Source organism: Variovorax sp. WS11, from assembly GCF_010499245.1.
Classification (GTDB): domain Bacteria; phylum Pseudomonadota; class Gammaproteobacteria; order Burkholderiales; family Burkholderiaceae_C; genus Variovorax.
In genome coordinates this window covers 72,973-96,132 of record NZ_JAAGOW010000001.1, presented here as the reverse complement: position 1 = coordinate 96,132, position 23,160 = coordinate 72,973, and the positions used below count along the sequence as shown (strand labels likewise).

General features: G+C 68.2%; 25 protein-coding genes. 9 read left to right on the top strand and 16 right to left on the bottom strand.

What is annotated here, in order from left to right:
- Nucleotide 1: 1 nt before the first annotated feature.
- Nucleotides 2–481: a YhbY family RNA-binding protein gene (locus GXN78_RS00515; protein ID WP_106559515.1), complete on the bottom strand. Its 480-nt coding sequence runs from the start codon at nucleotides 479–481 to the stop codon at nucleotides 2–4.
- A gap of 20 nt (nucleotides 482–501) precedes the next feature.
- Here GXN78_RS00515 and GXN78_RS00510 point away from each other — a divergent pair, with 20 nt between their 5' ends.
- The 5 genes from GXN78_RS00510 to GXN78_RS00490 all read left to right on the top strand — a co-directional run bounded on the left by GXN78_RS00510 (nucleotide 502) and on the right by GXN78_RS00490 (nucleotide 5,990).
- Nucleotides 502–1,170, top strand: coding sequence for an RlmE family RNA methyltransferase (locus tag GXN78_RS00510; protein ID WP_106559516.1), 669 nt, complete (start codon nucleotides 502–504; stop codon nucleotides 1,168–1,170).
- A gap of 165 nt (nucleotides 1,171–1,335) precedes the next feature.
- Complete coding sequence (gene ftsH / locus GXN78_RS00505) at nucleotides 1,336–3,252, top strand: ATP-dependent zinc metalloprotease FtsH (protein ID WP_106559517.1); 1,917 nt, start codon at nucleotides 1,336–1,338, stop codon at nucleotides 3,250–3,252.
- Nucleotides 3,253–3,313: 61 nt separating this feature from the next.
- Nucleotides 3,314–4,174 carry a dihydropteroate synthase gene (gene folP / locus GXN78_RS00500; protein ID WP_106559518.1) on the top strand — a complete coding sequence of 287 codons (861 nt, stop codon included), beginning with the start codon at nucleotides 3,314–3,316 and terminating at the stop codon, nucleotides 4,172–4,174.
- Nucleotides 4,171–5,514: a phosphoglucosamine mutase gene (gene glmM, locus GXN78_RS00495; RefSeq protein ID WP_106559519.1), complete on the top strand. Its 1,344-nt coding sequence runs from the start codon at nucleotides 4,171–4,173 to the stop codon at nucleotides 5,512–5,514. Before folP ends, glmM begins: the two co-directional genes overlap by 4 nt.
- Nucleotides 5,511–5,990, top strand: coding sequence for a GNAT family N-acetyltransferase (locus GXN78_RS00490; RefSeq protein ID WP_106559520.1), 480 nt, complete (start codon nucleotides 5,511–5,513; stop codon nucleotides 5,988–5,990). The genes glmM and GXN78_RS00490 overlap by 4 nt, the downstream gene beginning before the upstream one ends.
- 58 nt (nucleotides 5,991–6,048) lie before the next feature.
- Here the strand turns inward: GXN78_RS00490 and GXN78_RS00485 are convergent, their stop codons facing one another.
- The 5 genes from GXN78_RS00485 to GXN78_RS00465 are packed head-to-tail and all read right to left on the bottom strand — an operon-like array spanning nucleotide 6,049 to nucleotide 11,551.
- On the bottom strand, nucleotides 6,049–7,320 hold the full coding sequence (locus tag GXN78_RS00485; protein ID WP_106559521.1) for an acyl-CoA dehydrogenase family protein: 1,272 nt from the start codon (nucleotides 7,318–7,320) through the stop codon (nucleotides 6,049–6,051).
- A 31-nt stretch (nucleotides 7,321–7,351) separates the two neighbouring features.
- Nucleotides 7,352–8,440, bottom strand: a complete 1,089-nt coding sequence (locus tag GXN78_RS00480) for a phosphotransferase (protein WP_106559522.1) — start codon at nucleotides 8,438–8,440, stop codon at nucleotides 7,352–7,354.
- A 17-nt stretch (nucleotides 8,441–8,457) separates the two neighbouring features.
- Nucleotides 8,458–9,180: a Crp/Fnr family transcriptional regulator gene (locus GXN78_RS00475; protein WP_106559523.1), complete on the bottom strand. Its 723-nt coding sequence runs from the start codon at nucleotides 9,178–9,180 to the stop codon at nucleotides 8,458–8,460.
- A gap of 55 nt (nucleotides 9,181–9,235) precedes the next feature.
- On the bottom strand, nucleotides 9,236–10,015 hold the full coding sequence (locus tag GXN78_RS00470) for an enoyl-CoA hydratase (RefSeq protein ID WP_106559524.1): 780 nt from the start codon (nucleotides 10,013–10,015) through the stop codon (nucleotides 9,236–9,238).
- 15 nt (nucleotides 10,016–10,030) lie between these two features.
- On the bottom strand, nucleotides 10,031–11,551 hold the full coding sequence (locus GXN78_RS00465; RefSeq protein ID WP_106559525.1) for a 3-hydroxyacyl-CoA dehydrogenase: 1,521 nt from the start codon (nucleotides 11,549–11,551) through the stop codon (nucleotides 10,031–10,033).
- A 151-nt stretch (nucleotides 11,552–11,702) separates the two neighbouring features.
- Between GXN78_RS00465 and GXN78_RS00460 the strand changes: the two genes are divergently transcribed.
- Nucleotides 11,703–13,823, top strand: coding sequence for a hypothetical protein (locus GXN78_RS00460; RefSeq protein ID WP_106559526.1), 2,121 nt, complete (start codon nucleotides 11,703–11,705; stop codon nucleotides 13,821–13,823).
- On the opposite strand, the gene GXN78_RS00455 is transcribed toward GXN78_RS00460, so the two are convergent.
- From GXN78_RS00455 to lexA, 4 genes are all read right to left on the bottom strand, one after another.
- The gene (locus GXN78_RS00455; protein WP_239142557.1) at nucleotides 13,813–14,985 is read right to left on the bottom strand and encodes an MFS transporter; all 1,173 of its coding nucleotides are present in this window, start codon (nucleotides 14,983–14,985) and stop codon (nucleotides 13,813–13,815) included. The two genes, GXN78_RS00460 and GXN78_RS00455, sit on opposite strands and share 11 nt — an antisense overlap.
- The gene (locus GXN78_RS00450) at nucleotides 14,982–15,989 is read right to left on the bottom strand and encodes a D-2-hydroxyacid dehydrogenase family protein (RefSeq protein WP_106559527.1); all 1,008 of its coding nucleotides are present in this window, start codon (nucleotides 15,987–15,989) and stop codon (nucleotides 14,982–14,984) included. The genes GXN78_RS00455 and GXN78_RS00450 overlap by 4 nt, the downstream gene beginning before the upstream one ends.
- 156 nt (nucleotides 15,990–16,145) lie before the next feature.
- Entirely contained in the window at nucleotides 16,146–16,478 is a 333-nt protein-coding gene (locus GXN78_RS00445; RefSeq protein ID WP_106559528.1) for a hypothetical protein, read from the bottom strand.
- Nucleotides 16,479–16,623: 145 nt separating this feature from the next.
- Nucleotides 16,624–17,298 (bottom strand): transcriptional repressor LexA, encoded by a 675-nt coding sequence (gene lexA, locus GXN78_RS00440; RefSeq protein ID WP_028260076.1) that lies wholly within the window; start codon nucleotides 17,296–17,298, stop codon nucleotides 16,624–16,626.
- A 74-nt stretch (nucleotides 17,299–17,372) separates the two neighbouring features.
- On the opposite strand from lexA, the gene GXN78_RS00435 reads away from it, so the two are divergent.
- The 3 genes from GXN78_RS00435 to GXN78_RS00425 are packed head-to-tail and all read left to right on the top strand — an operon-like array spanning nucleotide 17,373 to nucleotide 19,276.
- Nucleotides 17,373–18,365, top strand: a complete 993-nt coding sequence (locus tag GXN78_RS00435) for an asparaginase (protein ID WP_106559529.1) — start codon at nucleotides 17,373–17,375, stop codon at nucleotides 18,363–18,365.
- A 4-nt stretch (nucleotides 18,366–18,369) separates the two neighbouring features.
- Nucleotides 18,370–18,786 carry a hypothetical protein gene (locus tag GXN78_RS00430; protein ID WP_106559530.1) on the top strand — a complete coding sequence of 139 codons (417 nt, stop codon included), beginning with the start codon at nucleotides 18,370–18,372 and terminating at the stop codon, nucleotides 18,784–18,786.
- Between the two features lie 16 nt (nucleotides 18,787–18,802).
- Nucleotides 18,803–19,276 carry a DUF6152 family protein gene (locus GXN78_RS00425; protein WP_106559531.1) on the top strand — a complete coding sequence of 158 codons (474 nt, stop codon included), beginning with the start codon at nucleotides 18,803–18,805 and terminating at the stop codon, nucleotides 19,274–19,276.
- Nucleotides 19,277–19,283: 7 nt separating this feature from the next.
- Here GXN78_RS00425 and adk read toward each other — a convergent pair whose 3' ends face one another.
- From adk to GXN78_RS00395, 6 genes are all read right to left on the bottom strand, one after another.
- Nucleotides 19,284–19,940: an adenylate kinase gene (adk, locus tag GXN78_RS00420; protein WP_106559532.1), complete on the bottom strand. Its 657-nt coding sequence runs from the start codon at nucleotides 19,938–19,940 to the stop codon at nucleotides 19,284–19,286.
- Nucleotides 19,941–20,063: 123 nt separating this feature from the next.
- Nucleotides 20,064–20,828: a 3-deoxy-manno-octulosonate cytidylyltransferase gene (gene kdsB / locus GXN78_RS00415; protein ID WP_106559533.1), complete on the bottom strand. Its 765-nt coding sequence runs from the start codon at nucleotides 20,826–20,828 to the stop codon at nucleotides 20,064–20,066.
- Between the two features lie 2 nt (nucleotides 20,829–20,830).
- Nucleotides 20,831–21,013, bottom strand: a complete 183-nt coding sequence (locus GXN78_RS00410; protein WP_106559534.1) for a Trm112 family protein — start codon at nucleotides 21,011–21,013, stop codon at nucleotides 20,831–20,833.
- On the bottom strand, nucleotides 20,994–21,974 hold the full coding sequence (lpxK, locus tag GXN78_RS00405; RefSeq protein ID WP_106559535.1) for a tetraacyldisaccharide 4'-kinase: 981 nt from the start codon (nucleotides 21,972–21,974) through the stop codon (nucleotides 20,994–20,996). Before lpxK ends, GXN78_RS00410 begins: the two co-directional genes overlap by 20 nt.
- A 2-nt stretch (nucleotides 21,975–21,976) precedes the next feature.
- Nucleotides 21,977–22,402, bottom strand: coding sequence for a biopolymer transporter ExbD (locus GXN78_RS00400; RefSeq protein WP_106559536.1), 426 nt, complete (start codon nucleotides 22,400–22,402; stop codon nucleotides 21,977–21,979).
- Between the two features lie 94 nt (nucleotides 22,403–22,496).
- Nucleotides 22,497–23,129: a MotA/TolQ/ExbB proton channel family protein gene (locus GXN78_RS00395; RefSeq protein ID WP_106559537.1), complete on the bottom strand. Its 633-nt coding sequence runs from the start codon at nucleotides 23,127–23,129 to the stop codon at nucleotides 22,497–22,499.
- Between the last annotated feature and the right edge of the window lie 31 nt (nucleotides 23,130–23,160).

Below are 23,160 nucleotides of genomic sequence, written 5' to 3'. Positions count from 1 at the left end.
TTCAATCCGCCTGGCGGCGCTTCTTGACCGACAGGCTCTTCTTCGCCTTGGCGCGCTTGATGTTGCCGCCCGGGGTGAGCCGCTGGTTGCCGAGCACGCGCAGGGTCTTGATCTCCGGCCGCTGGCCGCCGCGCTTGCTGTACTTGATGACCTTGACGTCGCGCGGGCCGGGCATGCGGTCCTCGTCGATCGCGCGCTCCTTCTCGGGGATGGGGCGCCAGAGCACCAGCAGCTTGCCGATGTGCTGGATCGGCGCGGCGCTCAGCTCCTCGGCCAGCGACTGGAGCATGGCCTCACGTGCGGGGCGATCGTCGGAGAAGACGCGGATCTTGATCAGGCCGTGGGCCTTGAGGGCGGCGTCGGCCTCCTTCTTGACGGCCGGTGTCAGCCCGTCGCCGCCGACCATGACGATCGGGTCCAGATGGTGCGCTTCTGCGCGATGTACTTTGCGCTGGGCAGGGGTCAGTTGAATGGCGGGCATCCCCGTATTATCGAGTGTCGATGAACCCCAAACCCAAGAGCAGCAAGGTCAATCGTGCATGGCTGCACGACCATGTGAACGACCCCTACGTCAAACTGGCCACCAAGGAGGGCTACCGGGCGCGCGCGGCCTACAAGCTCAAGGAGATCGACGAGGCGCTGGGCCTGATCCGTCCGGGCCAGCTGGTGGTCGACCTGGGCTCGACGCCCGGCGCCTGGAGCCAGTACGTGCGCCGCAAGCTGTCGCCGGGCGGCGCCGCGGCCGGGCAGCTGGAGGGCAGCATCATCGCGCTCGACATCCTGCCGATGGAGCCGATCGAAGGCGTGACCTTTCTGCAGGGCGATTTCCGCGAGGACGAGATGCTGGCGCGGCTGGAGGAGGCCATGGCAGGCCGGCTGGCCGACGTGGTCGTATCAGACATGGCGCCCAACCTGTCGGGCATCGCCTCGGCCGACGCGGCGCGCATCAGCCACCTGATCGAGCTTGCGATCGAGTTCGCCCGCCACCACATGAAGCCGGAAGGTGCGCTGGTCGCCAAGCTTTTCCATGGCAGCGGCTATGCCGAACTGACCCAGCTTTTCAGGACGAATTTTCGAGTCGTGAAACCGATCAAGCCCAAGGCTTCGCGCGACAAATCCGCGGAGACTTTCATGGTCGGCATCGGCCTCAAGCCGGTCGATACGAATTGATACCGCACGCCGGCCCGGCATTAGGGCCCAAAACCGTGCGCGTCCTATGGCTGCTATAGGGAAATTCCGGCATTTCGCAGGTTGAAAAGCCTAAAATGGGCGCCAATTGCGTGCCCTAGCGCGTTTTTTGTTTTTGTCCCCACGCGCTTTCGACTGGAGCTTCGTTTGAACAATCAGTGGTTTTCCAAGGTCGCCGTCTGGCTGGTCATCGCGATGGTGTTGTTCACTGTGTTCAAGCAGTTCGACACCCGCGGCGTCGCCGGCGCCGGCAGTGTGGGTTACTCCGACTTCCTCGAGGAAGTCCGCAGCAACCGCATCAAGAGCGCCACCATCCAGGAAGGTCAGGGCGGCAGCGAGATCGTCGCGATCACCAACGACGACCGCAAGATCCGCACAACCGCCACCTACCTCGACCGCGGCCTGGTCGGCGACCTGATCGCCAACAACGTCAAGTTCGACGTCAAGCCCCGCGAAGAAGGCTCGCTCCTCATGACGCTGCTCGTGAGCTGGGGCCCGATGCTTCTGCTGATCGGTGTCTGGGTCTATTTCATGCGGCAGATGCAGGGCGGCGGCAAAGGCGGTGCCTTCAGCTTCGGCAAGAGCAAGGCCCGCATGCTCGACGAGAACAACAACCAGGTCACCTTCGCCGACGTCGCGGGCTGCGACGAGGCCAAGGAGGAAGTCAAGGAGGTCGTCGACTTCCTGAAGGATCCGGCCAAGTTCCAGAAGCTCGGCGGCCGCATCCCGCGCGGCCTGCTGCTGGTGGGGCCCCCTGGCACCGGCAAGACCTTGCTCGCCAAGGGCATCGCCGGCGAAGCCAAGGTCCCCTTCTTCTCGATCTCCGGCTCCGACTTCGTCGAGATGTTCGTCGGCGTGGGCGCGGCCCGTGTGCGCGACATGTTCGAGAACGCCAAGAAAAACGCCCCCTGCATCATCTTCATCGACGAAATCGATGCGGTCGGCCGCCAGCGCGGTGCCGGCCTGGGCGGCGGCAACGACGAGCGCGAGCAGACCTTGAACCAGATGCTGGTCGAGATGGACGGCTTCGAGACCAACCTCGGCGTGATCGTGGTCGCGGCCACCAACCGCCCCGACATCCTGGACGCCGCGCTGCTGCGCCCGGGCCGTTTCGACCGTCAGGTCTACGTGACGCTGCCCGACATCCGCGGCCGCGAGCAGATCCTCAACGTGCACATGCGCAAGGTCCCGCTGGGCCAGGACGTGAACCCGAGTATCATCGCGCGCGGCACGCCGGGCATGTCGGGCGCCGACCTGGCCAACCTGTGCAACGAGGCCGCGCTGATGGCCGCGCGCCGGAACGCGCGTGTCGTCGAGATGCAGGACTTCGAGAAGGCCAAGGACAAGATCTTCATGGGCCCCGAGCGCAAGAGCATGGTCATGCCCGAGGAAGAGCGCCGCAACACGGCCTACCACGAGTCCGGCCATGCGCTGATCGGCAAGCTGCTGCCCAAGTGCGACCCGGTGCACAAGGTCACCATCATCCCGCGCGGCCGTGCGCTGGGCGTGACCATGAGCCTGCCGGCGCAGGACCGCTACAGCTACGACCGCGAGTACATGCTGAATCAGATCAGCATGCTGTTCGGCGGCCGCATCGCCGAAGAGGTGTTCATGCACCAGATGACCACCGGCGCCAGCAACGACTTCGAGCGCGCCACCCAGATCGCGCGCGACATGGTGATGCGCTACGGCATGACCGAGTCGCTGGGCCCGATGGTTTACGCCGAAAACGAGGGCGAGGTCTTCCTGGGCCGCTCGGTCACCAAGACCACCAACATGAGCGAGTCGACCATGCAGAAGGTCGACGCCGAGGTGCGCCGCATCATCGACGAGCAGTACGCCCTGGCGCGTCGCCTGATCGAGGAAAACAGCGACAAGATGCACGCGATGGCCAAGGCTCTGCTCGAATGGGAAACCATCGACACCGAGCAGCTCGACGACATCATGGCCGGCCGCGAGCCGCGTCCGCCCAAGGACTGGACGCCGCGCACCCCGCCTTCGGGCAGCGGCGGCAGCGGCGGCACGCCGGCGGTGAATCCCGACCCGGCGCCCACTGCGGCCTGAGCAAGATGCTCGGGCGATCGACGGGGCCTCTGGCCCCGTTTTCTATTTCCGGAAGGCTCGCATGACGAGGACCTGGCGCACCACGCGCTTCGAGATCGATCTCGCACAGCCGCGGGTGATGGGCATCGTCAACGTCACGCCCGATTCCTTTTCCGACGGCGGCGCGCATGCCTCGACCGAAGCCGCGCTGCGCCATTGCGCCCAACTGGTGGAAGAGGGGGCCGACATCCTCGACATCGGCGGCGAGTCCACCCGGCCCGGCAGCCCGGCCGTGCCACTGGACCAGGAGCTGGCGCGCGTGGTGCCGGTGGTGCGCGAGGCGATCAAGCTGCAGGTGCCGGTCTCGGTCGACACCTACAAGCCCGAGGTCATGCGCGCGGTGCTCGAGCTCGGCGCCGACATCGTCAATGACATCTGGGCGCTGCGCCGGCCAGGCGCGCGCGAGGCGGTGGCGGCACACCCGGCTTGCGGCATCTGCCTGATGCACATGCACCGCGATCCGCAGACCATGCAGGCGGCGCCCATGGAAGGCGATGTCGTTCCCGCCGTGCGCGCATTCCTCGAACAACAGGCGCAGGCGTTACTGGCGCTGAAGGTCGCGCCCGAGCGAATCACGCTCGACCCGGGCATCGGCTTCGGCAAGACGGTGGCGCAGAATTTCGCCCTGCTGGCTCGCCAGCAGGAACTGCTCGCCGCCGGCTGGCCGTTGCTGGTCGGCTGGTCGCGCAAGTCCTCGCTCGGCGCGGTCACCGGCATCGAGGCGGCGGCTGGGCGCCTGGCGCCCAGCGTTGCGGCCGCAGTGCTGGCGGTGGAGCGCGGGGCAGCGATCGTGCGCGTGCATGATGTGCGCGAAACCGTCGCGGCGCTGGCCGTCTGGCGGACCATGCGCTCCGAACAACGGGGACAGGAGAAGCAAGCATGACAAGACAGTATTTCGGCACCGACGGCATTCGCGGCACCGTCGGCCAGGCACCGATCACGCCCGACTTCGTGCTGCGCCTCGCGCATGCGGTCGGCCGCGTGCTCAAGAAGACCGAGGCGCGCCCCTCCGTCCTGATCGGCAAGGACACCCGCATTTCGGGCTACATGCTCGAATCCGCGCTCGAATCGGGCTTTAATTCCGCCGGCGTGGACGTGGTGCTGCTGGGGCCGCTGCCGACGCCCGGCGTGGCCTACCTCACGCGCGCCCAGCGCGCCAGCCTCGGTGTGGTGATCAGCGCCAGCCACAACGCCTACCCGGACAACGGCATCAAGTTCTTCAGTGCCCACGGCACCAAGCTCAGCGACGAATGGGAGCTGGCGGTCGAGGCGGCACTCGAAGAGGCGCCGGTGTGGGCCGATTCGGCACAGCTCGGCAAGGCGCGCCGCCTCAACGACGCGCCGGGCCGCTACATCGAGTTCTGCAAGAGCACATTTGCCAACGACCTCACGCTGCGCGGCCTGAAGCTGGTGGTCGACGGCGCGCACGGCGCGGCCTACCAGGTGGCGCCGAACGTCTTCCATGAGCTCGGTGCGGACGTGATCAGCATCGGCTGTGCGCCCGACGGACTCAACATCAACAAGGGCGTGGGCGCCACGCATCCCCAGGCGCTGATCGACGCGGTGCGTGCCCACGGCGCGCACTACGGCATAGCACTCGATGGTGATGCCGACCGGCTGCAACTGATCGATGCGAGCGGCCGCCTGTTCAACGGCGACGAGCTGCTCTACCTGATGGCGATGGAGCGCATCGCGCGCGGCGAGAAGCTGGCCGGCGTGGTCGGCACGCTGATGACCAACAAGGCGGTCGAGATGGCGCTGCGCGCCCAAGGCATCGAGTTGGTGCGCGCGCGCGTGGGCGACCGCTATGTGCTGGAAGAGCTCGAGAAGCGGCATTGGCTGCTCGGCGGCGAAGGCTCGGGCCATCTGCTGGCGCTCGACCGTCACACCACCGGCGACGGCATCGTGAGCGCGCTGCAGGTGTTGCAGGCCTGCCAGCGCAGCGGCAAGAAGGTCGGCGAGCTGCTGGCCGATCTCACGCTGTTCCCGCAGACGCTCATCAATGTGCGCCTCCGCGGCGACCAGGACTGGAAGGCCAACAAGGCGCTCGCCGCCGAGATCAAGCGCAGCGAAGCGGAGCTGGGTGACGCGGGCCGCGTACTGATCCGCCCCAGTGGCACCGAGCCGCTGCTGCGCGTGATGGTGGAGGCGCGCGACGCAGCGCAGGCCGAGGCCTGCGCGCGGCGCCTGGTGGCGGCGGTGGAAACGGGTTCGGCTGCATGATCGAGGTCCTGCTCGCGGACTACCGCAATCCGGTGCACGCGCGTGCACTGGTCGATCTGCTGGACAGCTACGCGCGCGACCCAGCCGGCGGCGGCACGGCGCTGGCGCCGGAGGTGCTGGCCGAGTTGCCCGACGCGCTGGCCGCGCGACCGCAGGCCTTCAGCGTGCTGGCCTACGATGGCGCGCAGGCCGTCGGCCTCGTCAACTGCATCGAGGGCTTCTCGACCTTTGCCTGCAAGCCGCTGGTGAACGTACATGACGTGGTCGTGCTGCCGAGTCATCGCGGGCACCGCATCACGCAGCACATGTTCGCGTGCGTGGAGCAGGAGGCCCGCGCACGGGGCGCGTGCAAGCTCACGCTGGAGGTTTTGTCGGCCAACCACAGCGCGCTGCGCGCCTATGTGCGCGAAGGCTTCGCCAACTTCCAGCTCGACCCGGCCTTCGGCCAGGCGATGTTCCTGCAAAAGAAGCTCTAGCCAAGAAAAAACCGCCGGCGCATGAGGCGCACGGCGGTTTGGCACATCCGGCGCTCGATCAGAAGCGCGTCACCGGCATCTCGCCATCGCCCTTGTCGGCAGCGTACTTGCCCAGCTCCCACTTGGCGATCGCGTTGCGGTGCACCTCGTCCGGGCCGTCGGCGAAACGCAGCGTGCGCGCGCCGGCGTAGGCGTAGGCCAGCGGGAAGTCGTCGCTCATGCCGCCGCCGCCATGCACCTGCATGGCCCAGTCGATCACTTGGCAGGCCATGTTGGGCGCCACCACCTTGATCATCGCGATCTCGGTCTTGGCCACCTTGTTGCCCGCCACGTCCATCAGCCAGGCCGCCTTGAGGGTGAGCAGGCGCGCCATGTCGATCTTGCAGCGCGCCTCGGCGATGCGCTCCTGCGTCACCGTCTGCGAAGCCACGGACTTGCCGAAGGCCACGCGCGAGGAGGCGCGCTTGCACATCAGCTCGAGCGCGCGCTCGGCCAGGCCGATCAGGCGCATGCAGTGGTGGATGCGTCCCGGGCCGAGGCGGCCCTGGGCGATCTCGAAGCCGCGGCCTTCCCCCAACAGGATGTTGTTCACCGGCACGCGCACGTTCTCGAAGTACATCTCGACGTGGCCGTGCGGCGCGTCGTCGTAGCCCATCACGTTGAGCGGGCGCACGATGCGGATGCCCTTGGCATCGGCCGGCACCACCACCATGCTCTGCTGCGAGTGGCGCGGCGCATCCGGATCGGTCTTGCCCATCGTGATGTAAACCTTGCAGCGCGGATCGGCCGCACCGGAGATCCACCACTTGTGGCCGTTGATCACGTACTCGTCGCCCTGGCGATCGATGCGGGTGGCGATGTTGGTGGCGTCGCTCGAGGCCACCTCGGGCTCGGTCATCGCGAAGGCCGAGCGGATCTCGCCTTCCAGCAGCGGCTTCAGCCAGCGCGCCTTGATCTCGTCGGAGCCGTAGCGCGCGATGGTCTCCATGTTGCCGGTGTCCGGCGCTGAGCAATTGAAGGCCTCGCTGGCCCATGGCACGCGGCCCATGATCTCGGCCAGCGGCGCGTACTCCTGGTTGGTGAGGCCCGCGCCCTTGTAGCCGGAGACTTCGGCGCTGTCGACCGGCAGGAACAGGTTCCACAGGCCCTTCGCCTTGGCCTTCTGCTTGAGTTTCTCGACCGTCTGGAGCGCGGTCCAGCGCTTGCCTGCCGCGGTGTTGGCGGCCAGCTCGGCCGTGTACTCGGCCTCGGCGGGGTAGATGTGGTCTTCCATGAAGGCGGTGACGCGCTTCTGCAAGTCTTTGGTCTTGGCCGAGTATTCGAAATCCATGGAGTCTCCTGTGGGGTAAGGGGAGTGCGCTTCAGGCGCGCTGCGCGAACTGCCAGGCCATTTCGGCCATCGGCCGCGCACCGCGGCCCGAGGCGACGGCCTGCTCGCTCGATGCAGTGCCGGCCTCGACCCGCTTGGCGATGCCTTGCAGGATCGCCGCCATGCGAAACAGGTTGTAGGCCTGGTAGAAGTTCCAGTCGGGCGCCAGCGCCTCGGGCGTGGTGAGGCCGGTCCGCTCGCAGTACTTGCGGATGTATTCGCTTTCGGTCGGGATGCCCAGGCTCTTCAAATCCAGTCCGCCGATGCCGCGGAAGGCGCCCGGCGCGATGTGCCAGGACATGCAGTGGTAGCTGAAGTCGGCCAGCGGGTGGCCCAGCGTGGAGAGCTCCCAGTCGAGCACGGCGATGGCGCGCGGCTCGGTGGCGTGGAACATCAGGTTGTCCAGGCGGTAGTCGCCGTGCACGATGGACGTCATCTTCTCGTCGCGCGCGCTTTGGGGCATGTGGGCCGGCAGCCATTCCATCAACCGGTCCATCTCGGGAATGGGCTGGGTGATCGAGGCCACGTACTGCTTGCTCCAGCGCCCGATCTGGCGCTCGAAGTAGTTGCCGGGCTTGCCGTAGTCAGCCAGGCCGCGCTCGGCGAACTTCACGGTGTGCAGCGCGGCGATGACGCGGTTCATCTCGTCGTAGATCGCCGAGCGCTCCGCGTTGCTCATGGCGGGCAGGGACTGGTCCCACAGCACCCGGCCTTGCATGAACTCCATGACGTAGAAGGCGCGGCCGATGACGCTCTCGTCCTCGCACAGGCAATGCATGCGCGGCACCGGCACATCGGTGCCGGCCAGCCCGCTCATGACCTTGAACTCGCGCTCGATCGCGTGCGCCGAGGGCAGCAGCTTGGCGACCGGACCCGGCTTGGCGCGCATCACGTAGCTCTGCGTGGGCGTGAGCAGCTTGTAGGTCGGATTGGATTGGCCGCCCTTGAACATCTCGACCGTGAGCGGGCCCTTGAAGCCTCCCAGGTTCTTCTCGAGCCAGGCGGTCAGCGCGTCGACGTCGAAGAGGTGCTGCTTGGAAACGGCGCGGGTGCCGACGAAGTTGTCGAAGTCCTGGGTCATGTCTCTGGGGTCTGCTGTTATTGGTCGTCGGCTTCCGAGATGCGCATCAGCGCGGCGCGATCCAGCACCACCAGGCCGCCCGGCTCGATGCGGATCACCTCCTCGCGTTCCATGGCCTTGAGTTCCTGGTTCACGCGCTGGCGCGAGGCCCCCAGCAGCTGCGCCAGTTCTTCCTGCGCCAGGTGCAGGCCGATGCGCATCTGGCTGCCGTCCGCGAGGTTGGGCACGCCGTAGCTGCGCACCAGGTGAATCAGCTGCTTGGCGAGCCGGGCCCGCAGGGGCAGGGTGTTGAGGTCCTCGACCAGGCCGAACAGTTGCCGGATGCGCCGCGCCTGCAGCCGCATCAGCGCCTCGTAGAGCTCGACGTGGCTGGCGAGGATCTTCTGGAAATCGGCGCGCGCCACGCAGACGATCGTGGTGTCGCCATGCGCATAGGCATCGTGCGTGCGCCGGTCCCCGTCGAACATCGCGACGTCGCCGAACCAGATGCCCGGCTCCACGTAGGTCAGCGTCACCTGCTTGCCCGACACCGCAGTCGAGCTCACGCGCACCGCACCCTTGGCGCAGGCGATCCACTGCTCGGGCGGATCGCCGCGCGCGCAGATCAGGTCGCCGTCCTTGTAGCGCTTGACGAAGGTGCATCGAAGAATGTCGTGACGCAGGGATGGGGAAAGAGAAGAGAACCAGCGACCACCATTGATCGCCTCTCGTTCTTCGATGGTAAGAATGGGCTCGTCCATGAACTGTCCTGTGTGTGACTGAATTGCCCGGGCTTGTCGCCCGAGCGACGCGCTGCTATTCGTAGCGCGGCGTCTCCTTGGCGAGAAAGGCGGCGATGCCGATGCCGGCGTTGGGGTGGTGCAGATTGCGCACGAAGTGGTCGCGCTCCTGCGACAGCTGCGAGGCGAGCGTAGCGCCGCGCGCCTCGCTGAGCAGTTCCTTGATGCTGGCCAGCGAGTTCGGCGCACGCGCATTGAGGCGGTTGGCGAGCGCGAGCGCCGCCGACAGGGCCTGGCCGCTCTCGCTCAGCTCGTTGACCATGCCGAGTGCATGCAGGCGAGCTGCGTCGATGCGGCCGCCCAGCATCAGCCACTCGCTGGCGATCTGGCGCGGCAGGGACCGTCCAAGGTGCCAGCTCAGCCCGCCGTCCGGCGAGAGCGCGACACTGCTGTAGGAGGCCGCGAACACCGCATCGCGCGCCGCGACGATGAAGTCGCAGGCCGCTGCGAGCGAGAATCCGGCACCGGCCGCCGCGCCCTCGACGGCGGCGATCACCGGCTTGGGAAAGGTGCGGATCGAGTCGATCCAGTTGTGCAGCGCCTCGATGCTCTCGGCCTGCACCGCGGGCTCGCGCTCGCGGTTGGCCGACAGGCGCTGCAGCGAGCCGCCGGCGCAGAACCATGCGCCTTCGCCTACGAACACCACGCTGCGCACCTCGTCGCTGTTCTCGGCGCCGTTGAGCGCCTCGATGCCCGCGGCGTACATCTCGGGGCCCAGCGCATTGCGCTGCGAGGGGTTGGAGAGTGTGAGCACCATGGTGCCGCCCTCGGTCGTGCTTTTCAGTTCTGCTGTCATTCGAATGCCTGTCTCTTACGCTTCGGGATGGGTGAGGCTCAGGCCCAGCGCGCCACGGCGGCGCAGCCAGGGGCTCGGGCGATAGCGCGGATCGCCGTACACGGTCTGCAGATTGAACAGCACTTCCAGCACATTGGTGGGGCCGTAGAGGTCGCCCATCGCGAGCGGGCCCTGCGGATAGCCCAGGCCCAGCTTCACGGCCAGATCGAGGTCGGCAGGCGAGCAGACCTGCTGCTGGCACATGTCCGTCGCGATGTTCACGATGGTGCCGATCACGCGCTGCGTGACGAAGCCGCCGCTGTCGCGGATCACGCTCACCGCCTTGCCGTCGCGCGCGAACAGGGCATGGGCGGTGTCGCGCACGTCATTGCGCGTCGCGGGATTGGTGGCGAGCACGCGGCGTTTGGTAGCGGCGTCGTCCACCATCAGGTCGATGCCGACCGTGCGCGTGGCATCGAGCCGCTCGACTGCGGCCACGGTGGTGACGTCGAAGCCCAGCGGCGCGACCAGGATCAGCGCTGCGGAGGAGGGCGTCGCTCCGCTTTCGAGCTGAGCGCCGAGCGCGTGCACCAGCTTCAGCAGCTCCGGCCGCCGCGCCGCGCGCGGCGAGACCCAGACCGCCGGATTGCCCTCGAACGCCGGTGTGGGCGGCTCCGGCGCCTGCTGCGCGACGCCGTCGACGTAGCGGTAGAAGCCTTCGCCGGTCTTGCGCCCGAGCGCGCCGGCCGCCAGACGCTGCGCCGTGATCACGCTGGGCCGGTAACGCGGCTCCTCGTAGTACTGGCGGTAGATCGACTCCATCACCGGATGGGAGACATCGAGCGCCGTCAGGTCCAGCAGCTCGAAGGGGCCGAGGCGGAAGCCCGCCTGGTCCTTGAGGATGCGGTCGATGGTGGCGAAGTCCGCCACGCCCTCGCCGGCGATGCGCAGCGCCTCGGTGCCATAGCCCCGCCCCGCGTGGTTGACGATGAAGCCAGGGGTGTCCTTGGCCTGCACGGCGGCGTGGCCCATCTGCGTGGCGTAGGCAGCGAGTTGGCGGCACACCTCGGCATCGGTCTTGAAGCCCGCCACGACCTCGACCACCTTCATCAGGGGCACCGGGTTGAAGAAGTGGAAGCCTGCCATGCGCTGAGGCTGCGCCATGGCGGCGGCGATGGCCGTGACCGAGAGCGAGGAGGTGTTGGTCGCCAGCGTGGCCGAGGGCGCGACCACCGCTTCGAGCTCTTGAAACAGCTTGCGCTTGATCTCCAGATCCTCGACCACAGCCTCGATTACAAGATCGCAGCCGGCCAGCGCTTGCGTCGAGTCGACCGCGTGGATGCGTGCGGACAAGGCATCGTGCTGCGCTTCGTCGATCTTGCCTTTCTCTCGCAATTTCTGCCACTGGGCCACGATGGCGTCACGGCCGCGAACAGCGGCGCCCTCGAAGCTGTCGAACAGCAGCACCTGGCTGCCGGCCTGGGCCGCAATCTGGGCAATGCCGCGGCCCATCGCGCCAGCCCCGATGATCCCTACATTGGAAAACTGCACAGTCATTTGATAATTGTCTCTCGCTAAATCTGGTGTCGCCAATGAGCGTGCCAGAATGTGTCTACTTTCGATTACTTCTTAAGCTCTACCCATTTTGCAACCACCACGTTTGGCTGCGGCCCTGTTTCTACTCGGGTTCGCACTTGAATCGTCTGCCTTGACGATCGGGCGGCCTCAGGGCGCTGTCTGGATCGGCAAGCCTCTGGACTTGGTGGTTCCGCTTTCGCTGGACGAGGCCGAGACCAGCGGCGCACTGTGCCTGGAAGCCGAGGTGGTGCAGGGCGACTTGCGCATCCCGGACCGGAACGTGTCGATATCGCTCGAGCCTGGGTCCAGCCCCGCCAGCTCGCGCATGCGCATCCGCTCCAGCGCCATCATCGACGAGCCGGTGGTCAACGTGAACGTGCGCGCCGGTTGCGAAACGCGCTCCACGCGCAGCTATGTGCTGCTCGCCGACGTTCCGACGGAAGCCTCCTTGCCGAGCGTGGCCATGCCGCGCCCGGCCGCCGAGCCGCCGCGCGCGTCCTCGCGCGTGGCTGGGGCGGGCTCCTCTTCCGGCTTCGAGGGCGGGGCATCCTCACGCCGCAACGGTGCTGCTGCGTCCGGTGCAGGCACGCAAGACGCCGAGGCGCCGCCGCCGCGCCGAAGCGCGCCGGCGCCACGGCCTGCGGCGGTGCGGCCGCCGGCTGCAGCCCCGCGTGCTGCTGCGCCGCGCGCACCTGCTGCCCCTGCAGCCGCACCGGCGCCAGCGCCGGCGCCGGCACGTGCGGCCGCGCCGAGCGGATCGCGCCTGCAACTCGAGGCGATGGAACCGGTCCCGGTCGCGCAGCCGGGCCTCAAGGCCACGCCCCAGCTGACGCTGCCCGCTGCCGAGGACCCGGCCCGCCGCAGCGCTGCCGCCGCAGAATGGCGAGCCCTCAACGCCGAGCCCGAAGCAGCGCAGCGCGAAGCTCAGCGCATGCAGGCGCTGGAGGCCACGTTGAACGCGCTGCGCGAGCAGACGGCGCAGAACCAGCGCGCCCTGCTCGAACTGCGCACCGAGCTCGTGCAGGCGCGTGAGGAGCGCTACCGCAACCCGCTGGTCTACGCCTTGGTCGGCCTGCTGCTGCTCGCGCTGATCGCCATCCTGCTTCTTTGGCGCCTCGCCGCGCGCCGGGCCGAGGGGGCTTGGTGGCGCGAGCCGGCGCCCAAGGGCGACGAGGGGCCCACGCGGCCGGACAAATTGGGCGAATTGCTCGGCGATGACGAGGAAGAGATCGAGCCTCCCGCCCGACGGCGCAGCGCGAACGCCACCAGCTTCGGTGCGGCCACCTTCGCGGGCCTGGAGCCCGAGGAGGACAGCGGCTTCGGCGAGTCCCATCCGCCGCATCCCGCGCGCGCCCCCGACGGTCATCCCTTGCGGCCGGTCAATACCGAAGAGCTGTTCGACGTCCAGCAGCAGTCCGACTTCTTCCTCTCGCTGGGCCAGCACGACCAGGCGATCGCGGTGCTGCGCGAGCACATCGCCACCAATCCCGGCACCAGCGCGCTGGCTTACCTGGACCTGCTGCGCATCTACCACGGGCTCGACCGCAAGGAAGACTATGCGCGCCTGGCCGACGAATTCGAGCGGGCCTTCAATGCCTACGTGCCCGAGTTCGAGCAGTTCGATCAGACGGGCAAGGGCCTGGAGCACTACCGCAGCGCGCTCGCGCGCATCGAATCGCAATGGCCGGCGCCCGGCACCCTGGCGCTGATCGAGGAACTGATCTTCCGCAAGCCCGGGGTGAATGAAGGTGAAGACGAGGCCTTCGACCTCGCTGCCTACCAGGAACTGCTGCTTCTCTATTCGGTTGCCAAGGAGGTGATCGATCCAGACAGCGCGCCCCCTGCGCCTGTCACGCCGCATTCCTTCGTCGACACCTTCGGCCACGAGCAACTGGCCACGACGCCCGCGCCGCTCGAAGCCGAGCGTCCGCCCGAGCCGGTCGAGGACGGGCCGACGCTGCCGGCCTCGATCTACGGCGGGATCGACGACTCGCTGGAGCACGAGACCGTGCTGGTTCCGGACAGCCCCACGCCGGCGCCGGATGCCCCAAGCCGCGAGTCGGCGCGCGTCCAGCCCGGCGCCAGCCTGGACCTGGCCGACTTCGACAGGACGGCCTTCGAGACCATGCGCGCGCCGATCGACACGCCCAAGCCACCGCCGGCGCCTTCGACCGATCCGAATGTGATCGATTTCGAGCTCTTCGATCCGGACACCGAAGCCGAGATCGCGCCCAAGCCGATCAAGCGCTGAAGGCGGCGCTGCGGGCCTGGGCCCGGTCGACGGCCAGGCTCAGCAGCAGCGCGCACACCAGCATCGCGAAGCCGGCCCAGCTCATCCAGACGATCGCGTCATGGGCCAGCAGCCAGCCGCCGGCCGCGGCGCCCACGGCCTGCCCCACGTAGATGCCGGAGCTGTTGAGCGCGACCGAACCCGGCGCGAGCGCCGGCGCCATCGACACCAGGCGCGCCTGCTGCGCCGAGTTGGTGGCGAAGCAGCCCAGGCCCCAGGGCACCAGGATCAGCGCCAGCCCGGCGAGCGTGACGCCCAGCGGCCACAGCAACAGACTCAGTGCGATCAAGGAGGTGGTGACGAGCACCATGCGTGGTGCGCCGACGCGGTCGATGCTCCGGCTCACGAGCATGTTGCCCAGCAGGCCGCAGACGCCGAACCAGCCCCACACGAGGCCGAGAGAGGTGGCATCGGCGCCGACGGTCTCGCGCAACACCGGGGCGAAGTAGCTGAACAGCACGAACTGGCCCGAGCCCTGCAGCGCGGTGACGGCCACCACGCCCATCAGCAGCGGACTCCTGAGCACCTGCGCCCAGCCGGCGCGCGTCAGGGCCGGCGGGCGAATGCCGGTCGGCAACTGGCGCCAGATCCAGACGGCGCTCAGCACCGACAGCACGGCGATCGCGACGAAGGCCGTGCGCCAGCCGAAATGGCCCCCGATCAAGGTGCCCAGCGGCAGGCCGAGCACCGAAGCCATGGACCAGCCGAGGAAGACGAAGGTCACGGCGCGGCCGCGCTGCTCCAGCGGCACCAGCAGGCCGACGCAGGCCGCGGCCTGGGGCGTGAAGATGGCGGGCGAAATGACGGTCAGCATGCGCACCGCCAGCAGTCCGCCGAAGCTCGGCATCAGCGTCGCGACCAAGTGGCCGGCCGCATACCAGAGCATGGTGCAGGCCAGCAACACCCGCCGGTCCCAGCCCGCGACCACGGCGGCCAGCAGCGGTGCGCCGAAGCACACCACCGCCGCCGCGGCAGTGATCAGCTGGCCGGCCGTGGCCGCGCTGACCTGCAGCGAAGTGCTGAGCTCGTTGAGCGTGCCGGGCACCACCATGACCCCGGTGCCGATCACGAAGTTGCCTGCCAGCAGCGCCCAGAGGGACGCCGGCAGGCCGGGGCGCTTCAACGTCGCACCTGCAGCGCGCCCGGATTGACGATGTTGGTCGGATTGCCCTTGATGAAGCTGACGACGTTGTCGAAGGCCTGGCCGAAGTACATCTCGTAGCTGTCCTGCTCGACGTACCCGATGTGCGGCGTGCAGATGCAGTTCTCCAGCCGCAGCAGGGCGTGGCCCTGCAGGGGCGGCTCGCTCTCGAAGACGTCGATGGCCGCCAGGCCGGGCCGGCCGCGGTTGAGCGCGGCGAGCAGGGCGTCCTGCTCCATGAGCTCGGCGCGCGAGGTGTTGACGAAGAGCGCGGTGGGCTTCATGCGCGAGAGGTCCTCGAGCGTGACCAAGCCGCGGGTCTCCTCGGTGAGCCGCAGGTGGATCGACAGCACGTCGGCCGCGGCGAAGAAGGCTTCGCGGTTGGGCGCCACCTGGAAGCCGTCGGAGCGCGCGCGCGCGCAGCTTTCCTCGCGGCCCCAGATCACGACCTGCATGCCGAAGGCCTGTCCGTAGCGCGCCACCAGCTGCCCGATGCGGCCATAGCCCCAGATGCAGAGCGTCTTGCCCTTGAGGACGGAACCCAGCCCGAAGTTGGCCGGCATGGAAGCGGATTTGAGGCCCGACTGCTGCCAGGCGCCGTGCTTGAGGTTGCTGATGTACTGCGGCAGCCGGCGCATCGCCGCCATGATCAGCGCCCAGGTGAGTTCGGCCGGTGCAAGCGGCGAACCCGAGCCCTCGGCGACCGCCACGCCGTGCTCCGTGCAGGCATTGACGTCGATGTGCTGGCCGGCGCGCCCGGTCTGCGAGATGAGCTTGAGCTTGGGAAGCTTTTCGATCAGCTGGCGCGAGATCTGGGTGCGTTCGCGGATCAGCACGATCACGTCCGCATCCTTGAGCCGCACCGAGAGCTGCCCGATGCCCTTGACGGTGTTGGTGTAGACCTTGGCGGCATACGCGTCGAGCTTGGAGGCGCAGCGCAGCTTGCGCACTGCGTCCTGATAGTCGTCGAGGATCACGATGTTCATGGCGTGCCATTGTGCCTCGCACTATCCGCAGGGTTGCATGCCGTGCGCCAGAAGCGCAGGGCGCTTCTGGGATATGCCCGCTCAATGCCCGCGGATGCGCCCGCGGATGTGCCCGTGCCTCGGGCGCTCAGCGCGCCTGGCGGCGGGGCGCGGTGCTCAATGCAGGCGGCCGGACGACGGCATTGCGCCAGCGGCTTCCAATGCGGCCAGCCGGTCGAGCTCGGCGCAGACATCGGCCATGCGGCCGGAGATCACGACCCGGCCCGTGCCCGGGCCGTTGGGCTGCGCATCGACCATGCGCACCACGCGCAACGGACGGGCCGGCGCCGACAAGTGGGACGTTGGCGCAGCAGGACGCGCGGCGCAACTGGGCTGGATGCCGACATAGCGCAGGCCGGAGGCGCTGCGGCGGCGCGACGGCATCCAGCGGCTGGCCAGCGATTGAAGGGGCGTGAACAGGTCGACGAGGCTGAGCAGAGCGATTCCCATGTGAACTCCATGAAGGTCAGAGATTGAACACAGGCAGGATTGCTGTCATCGGCCGCGACAGGGTGATGACCCTCGGCCATACGCCCGCCACCTGTCGCAGCCGGTGGGGCACGGGCCGATTTCGCCCATGCCGCCTTGTGCGGGGCTACATCAGCATCGTGTTGCGGATCAGGCCGACAGCGAGGCCTTCGATCTCGAAAGGCTCGCCGGGCTGCACGATGATGGTGGGGTAGTCGGGGTTCTCGGCATGCAGCTCGATGACCTGCTTGTTGCGCTTGAGGCGCTTGACCGTGACCTCGTCGCCCAGCCGGGCCACGACGATCTGGCCGTTGCGGGCCTCCTTGGTGGCCTGCACGGCCAGCAGGTCGCCGTCCATGATGCCGGCGTCGCGCATGGACATGCCGCGCACCTTGAGCAGGTAGTCGGGCTGGCGCTGGAACAGCGTGTTCTCCACGTAGTAGGTCTGGTCCACGTGCTCCTGCGCCAGGATGGGCGAGCCCGCTGCCACGCGGCCGATCAGCGGCAGGGCGAGCTGTGCCATGCCGGGCAGCGACAACGAGAACTGGTTGTTGCGCGATTCGTTCAGCGAGCGCAGCGCGTCGCCCTTGAGGCGGATGCCGCGCGATGTGCCGCTCACGAGTTCGATGACGCCCTTGCGTGCCAGGGCCTGGAGGTGTTCCTCGGCCGCATTGGCGGACTTGAAGCCCAGTTCGGCGGCGATCTCGGCGCGCGTAGGCGGCGCACCGGTGCGCGCGATGGCGCTTTGGATCAGGTCCAGAATCTGTTGCTGGCGGGCGGTAAGCTTGACGGCGAACTGCATTGACGACTCCTTGCGGCACTGGCTGCATATCCAGTACCTGTATTTTTAACCAGTTTCCGGAGCTTTGGCAAGCCATGGCCGACAACAACAGCGAAATCAGGCGTCGCGTGATCGTCCTGGGCACGGGCGGCACGATCGCGGGCCGCGCCGCCAGCGCGGGCGACAACGTGGGCTACACCGCCGGTCAGGTGGGCGTGACCGAACTGCTGGAGGGCATCGCCGCGCCCCCGGGCATCGTGCTGCAGACCGAGCAGGTGGCGCAGGTCGACAGCAAGGACATGAGCTTTTCGATCTGGCGCCGGCTGGCCGAACGCTGCGCCCATTGGCTGGCCGAGCCCGATGTCGCGGGCCTGGTCGTCACCCACGGCACCGACACGCTGGAGGAGACCGCCTTCTTCCTTCAATCGGTGCTGGCGCCTTCCAAGCCGGTCGTGCTGACCTGCGCCATGCGGCCGGCCACGGCGCTGACGCCCGATGGCCCACAGAACGTTCGCGATGCCGTTGCTGTCGCGGCGAGTCCCGGTGCGCGGGGCGTCGTGGCGGCCTGCGCGGGCGCGGTACACAGTGCCTTCGATGTGCAGAAGGTGCACACCTACCGGGTCGACGCCTTCGATTCCGGCGATGCGGGACCGGTGGCCTATGTGGAGGAGGGCGCCTTGCGCGAACTCAGGAGCTGGCCCACCTCCCCGTCCGAGCCGGCTCGCCGTTGCTTCGAGCTGATGCAGCAGGCCGAGCGCTGGCCCCGCGTCGAGATCGTGCTGAGCCACGCGGAGGCGCGCGGCAGCATCGTCGATGTCTTGATCCAGGAGCGACAGCCAGGCGCTGCCGAGCCGGTCCAGGGCCTGGTGCTCGCGGCCACCGGCAACGGCACCCTGCACGAATCGCTGGAAGCAGCCGCGCTGCGGGCGCAGGCGGCGGGCATTGCGGTGGTGCGTGCTACCCGCTGCCTGCAGGGCCGCATTCTTCCGACCCCTGGCGCTGTGCTGCGCGATGCCGGGGCGCTGACGCCGGTGAAGGCGCGCATCGCGCTGGCGCTGGAACTGATGGCGACCCAGCCCGGCGGCTGAAGGCATGTTCGAGGCCCTGCGCTCGCATGCCTGGGTTTACCCGGCGCTGGAGGTGGTGCATATCGTCGGCATCGCGCTGTTGCTCGGCAACCTGGTGGCGCTCGAGATGCGGGTGTTCGGGCGCGCTGCCGCCTTGCCGATGCAGGCCATGGCCAGGCTGTCGCTTACGCTCGCCATCGGCGGCTTCGGGCTCGCGGCCGCCAGCGGTTCGCTGATGTTCGCCACCCAGCCGGCGGAACTGCTGGCCAACCGGGCCTTCCTGGTCAAGATGGGTCTGCTGCTGGCCGCCGGCTTCAACGCCGGGTGGTTCCATGCGCGCGGGTCGCTGCGCAAACTCGATGCGCTGGCGCGGGTACAGATGCTGTTGTCTACTGCGATCTGGCTGGCCGTCGTGTTCTGCGGCCGATGGATCGCGTACTGAAGAAGGAGCTTGTCCGATGAAACGTCGCCACATCGTCATCGCCGCCGCATCCTTGCCGCTGGCCACCCCGCTCGCCCTTGCGCACCATGGCTGGAGCAGCTTCGATCAGGACCGTCCGATCTACCTCGAGGGGACGGTGGCGAGCGCCCGCTGGCAGAACCCGCATGTGGAACTGTTGGTCGATATCCCGTCCGGGCTGAAGGTGCCGGCCGACCTGGCGAAGCGGACGCTGCCGGCACAGAGCGCACCGGTCGACGGGCCGGCCCTGCTCGCACGGACCACGGTGCCTCGGCGCATCGATCGCCAGTGGGAGCTCGAGCTCGCGCCACTGACGCGCATGGAGGCCTGGAAGGTCGCGGAGATCAAGCCCGGCACCACCGTCTCGGCGGTGGGGTTCACCTTCAAGGAGGAAAAGGGCGAGGCCGTGATGCGCGTCGAGTACCTGTTCGTCGACGGCAAGGTCTACGGGCTGCGCTCCAGCCCGGCCTGAGGATCGATCAGCTCGTGAGGGCGGCCAACGCGCGCTGGGTAATTTCTTCGACCGTGCCGACGCCGCTGATCGCGCGGTACTTCGGCGCGGCGGCGGGCTCGGCCTTGGCCCAGGCCGCGTAGTAGTCGACCAGCGGCCGGGTCTGCTGGCTGTAGACATCGAGCCGGTGGCGCACGGTCTCTTCCTTGTCGTCGTCGCGCTGGATCAGGTCTTCGCCCGTCACGTCGTCCTTGCCCTCGGCCTTCGGCGGGTTGAACTTGACGTGGTAGATGCGCCCGGACGCCGGGTGCGAGCGGCGGCCGCTCATGCGCTCGATGATGTCGGCGAAGGGCACATCGATCTCGAGCACGTAGTCGAGCTTGACGTTGGCCGCGCGCATGGCGTCGGCCTGCGGAATGGTGCGTGGGAAGCCGTCGAAGAGGAAGCCGTTGGCGCAGTCCGGCAGCGCGAGGCGCTCCTTGACCAGGTTGATGATCAGGTCGTCGCTCACCAGCGCACCGGAGGCCATCACCGCCTTGGCCTGCAGGCCAAGCGGCGTGCCGGCCTTGACGGCGGCGCGCAGCATGTCGCCGGTCGAGATTTGAGGAATGCCGTATTTCTGGCAGATGAAGGCAGCCTGCGTGCCCTTGCCCGCCCCGGGGGCGCCCAACAAAATCAGTCTCATGGTGTCCTCGGACGGTTCTTCGATCTTCTGTCGCGCCCCCGCATGCCGGCAAAGGCGTTGCATGGGCGGAGTTGCTTCGAGGATAGCACGCGCTCTCGGGCGAACCCGCACGATTGCGGGCGATCAGGCAGTGCCGAACAGGGCGCGGACCCGCGTGAGATCTTCGGGCGTATCGATGCCCGGGCCGGGTGCATGCGCGCTCACGTGCACGGCGATGCGGTGTCCGTGCCACTGCGCGCGCAACTGCTCCAGCGCCTCGGTGGCCTCGACCGGTGCCGGCGGGAGACTCGGGAACTGCCGCACGAAGGCCGCACGATACCCATAGATGCCGATGTGGCGCAGCGGCGCCGGGGAGGTCGGCAAGGCCGTCGGCCCGTTCTTCGCGAAGCCGTCGCGCCACCACGGGATCGGTGCCCGACTGAAGTAGAGCGCATTGCCCCGGGCGTCGAGCACGGTCTTGACGACGTTGGGATTGAGGAAGTCCTCGAGCGAGTCGATCGCATGCGCCGCCGTGCTCATCGCGGCATCGGGGTGGGAGGTGAGGGTCTCGGCCACTGCATCGATGAGCGCCGGATCGATCAGCGGCTCGTCGCCCTGGACATTGACCACGATCTCGTCGTCCGCCAGGCCGAGCTGCACGCAGGCCTCGGCGAGCCGGTCGCTGCCGCTCGGGTGGTCGGTGCGGGTCAGCAGGACCTCGACGCCGTGCGCCTCGCAGGCGCTGACGATGCGGGCGTCGTCGGCGGCCACCACGACACGCTCGGCGCCGGACTGCCGCGCACGCTGCGCGACGCGCACCACCATCGGCACGCCGGCGATGTCCGCCAGGGGCTTGTCGGGCAGCCGCGTGGAGGCGAGCCGCGCCGGGATGAGAACGGAGAAGCGCAAGCTCAGAGCCCCAGTTCTTCGTCGGACAGCGTGCGGGCCTCGGTCTCGAGCAGGACCGGGATGCCGTCGCGCACCGGGTAGGCGAGGCGGGCGCTGCGCGAGCACAGCTCCTGCTTCTCGGGGTGCCAGGTGAGCGGTCCCTTGGTCACGGGGCAGACGAGCAGTTCAAGCAGCTTGGTGTCCATCGAGCGATGATAGCTTTGCGTCGAGTGCGCGGAAGAAGGCCGGCTCGGGTTCGAACACCAGCGGCAGCGCCAGCGCATCGGGCGCGCGGCGCCACAGCTTGAGCGCGTCCTTCTCGGTGCACAGCAGCGTGTAGCCTGTGTCCGGCGGAGGCTGCCAGTCGGTGAAATCGTGGTGGTCGGGCAAGCCGATGCACTGCTGCGGCTGCAGTCCGCGCTCGCGCAGCATCTGGAAGAAGGCCTCGGGCTTCGCGATGGCGGCGACCGCCACCAGCGGCCGCTCGGCGAGCGATGCGAGCGGGACCGGCGTGCCGTCCAGCCGTAAGGCCTGCTCGGCCAGCGAGCGCCGCGCGGTGAAGCCGGCGAAGGCGGGCCGCATGCCGGTGTGGAGCACCAAGTCGCAGCGGCGCGGCCAGCGTTCGCGCAGCGGACCGGCGGGCAGCAGCCAGCCGTTGCCCGTGCCGCGGTCGTCGAAGACGCAGATCTCGACGTCGCGCGCCAGTGCCAAGTGCTGCAGGCCGTCGTCGCTCACGATGCACTGCGTGCCCGGATGGCGCGCCAGCAGCGCGCGCGCAGCCTCGATGCGGCGGCGCGCGACGAAGACGGGTGCCCCGGTCGAACGGCGGATCAGGGCCGGCTCGTCGCCGACCTCGCGCGGGTCGCTGTCCTCATGCACTTCGCGGCAGTCGTCGGTGGCCCGGCCGTAGCCCCGCGACACCACGCCCACCTTCAGCCCACGAGCCCGGAGATGGCGCACGACCGCCATCACGACCGGCGTCTTGCCCGAGCCGCCGGTGATCACGTTGCCGACCACGATCACCGGAACGCCGACGCGCTCGGTCGCCAGGATGCCGAGGCCGTAGAGCGCGCGGCGGGCAGCCGCCAGCGCGCCGTAGAGAAGGGAGAAGGGCCACAACAGCCCCGCGAGCACGCCGCGTTGCAGCCAGGCCCGCTGCAGATCCAAGACTAGCGTCCCGCCCGGGCGGCCGACTGGGTGGCGAAGGTGATTTGCATGAGGCCGGCGCGGCGCGCGGCTTCCATCACCGTGATGACCGACTGATGGGCGGTGCTGGCATCGGCGCTGATGATCACGATGCTGTCCTTGCCGCCGTTGGCCGCGGCACCCAGGGCCTCTGCCACCGCTTCCACGCTGCGCTCGGGCAGCACGGTCTTGTTGATGGAGTAGCGCCCGTCGGCCGAGACGCCGACGATCACCTCCTTGGGATAGTCGCGCTGGGCCTCCACATCGGCCACCGGCAGGCGCAGCTGCATCTCGGTGAACTTGCTGTAGGTGGTCGACAGCATCAGGAAGATGAGGACGACCAGCAGCACGTCGATGAAGGGGATCAGGTTGATCTCGGGCTCTTCCTTCGAGCCATGGGTGAAGTGCATCCGCCTCATACCCAGCCTCCGCCGGGCCGCCCCAAGGAGGCTGGAGCCTCCCTGAGGGGCAGCGCAGCACACGAAGTGGCAAGCGTGGGGGCGTTCATGACCGGAGCGTGTTCAGGTGGCGGGCGAAGCGTTCGCCGGCGAGCTCGAGATTGAGCAGGTATTCGTCGACCCGGGTGCGGAAGTAGCGCCAGAAGATCAGGGCCGGAATCGCGACCATCAAGCCGAAGGCCGTGTTGTAGAGCGCAATGGAAATGCCGTGCGCCATTTGCGCGGGATTGCCGGACCCGACCGCGCCGGTGCTGGGCGACTGCGAGCCGAAGATCTCGATCATGCCGATCACCGTGCCCAGCAGGCCGAGCAGCGGCGCCGCCGATGCGATGGTCGCCAACGCCGGCAGGTAGCGTTCGAGGCGGTGGGCGACGATGCGTCCGGCTGCTTCCATCGAGGCGCGCAGGTCGTCTTCGGTCGACTGAGGGTTGGTATTCAGGTGGCGGAAGCCGGCCGCCAGCACCTCGCCCAGCCCCGAATTCTTTTCCAGCTTGGTCACCACGTCGGGCCCCGGAATGGCGTTGCGCGAAACCGTGATGGCCTCGTCGAGCAGCTTGGGAGGCAGGATCTTGGAGGTCTTCAGGCTGGTGAATCGTTCGATGACCAGTGCGAGCCCCACCACTGAACAGGCGAGCAGCGGCCAGATCGGCCAGCCCGCAGCAACTATGATCGAAAACAAGAAGAAATCCTCCGGCCCGTGGACTGCAAAT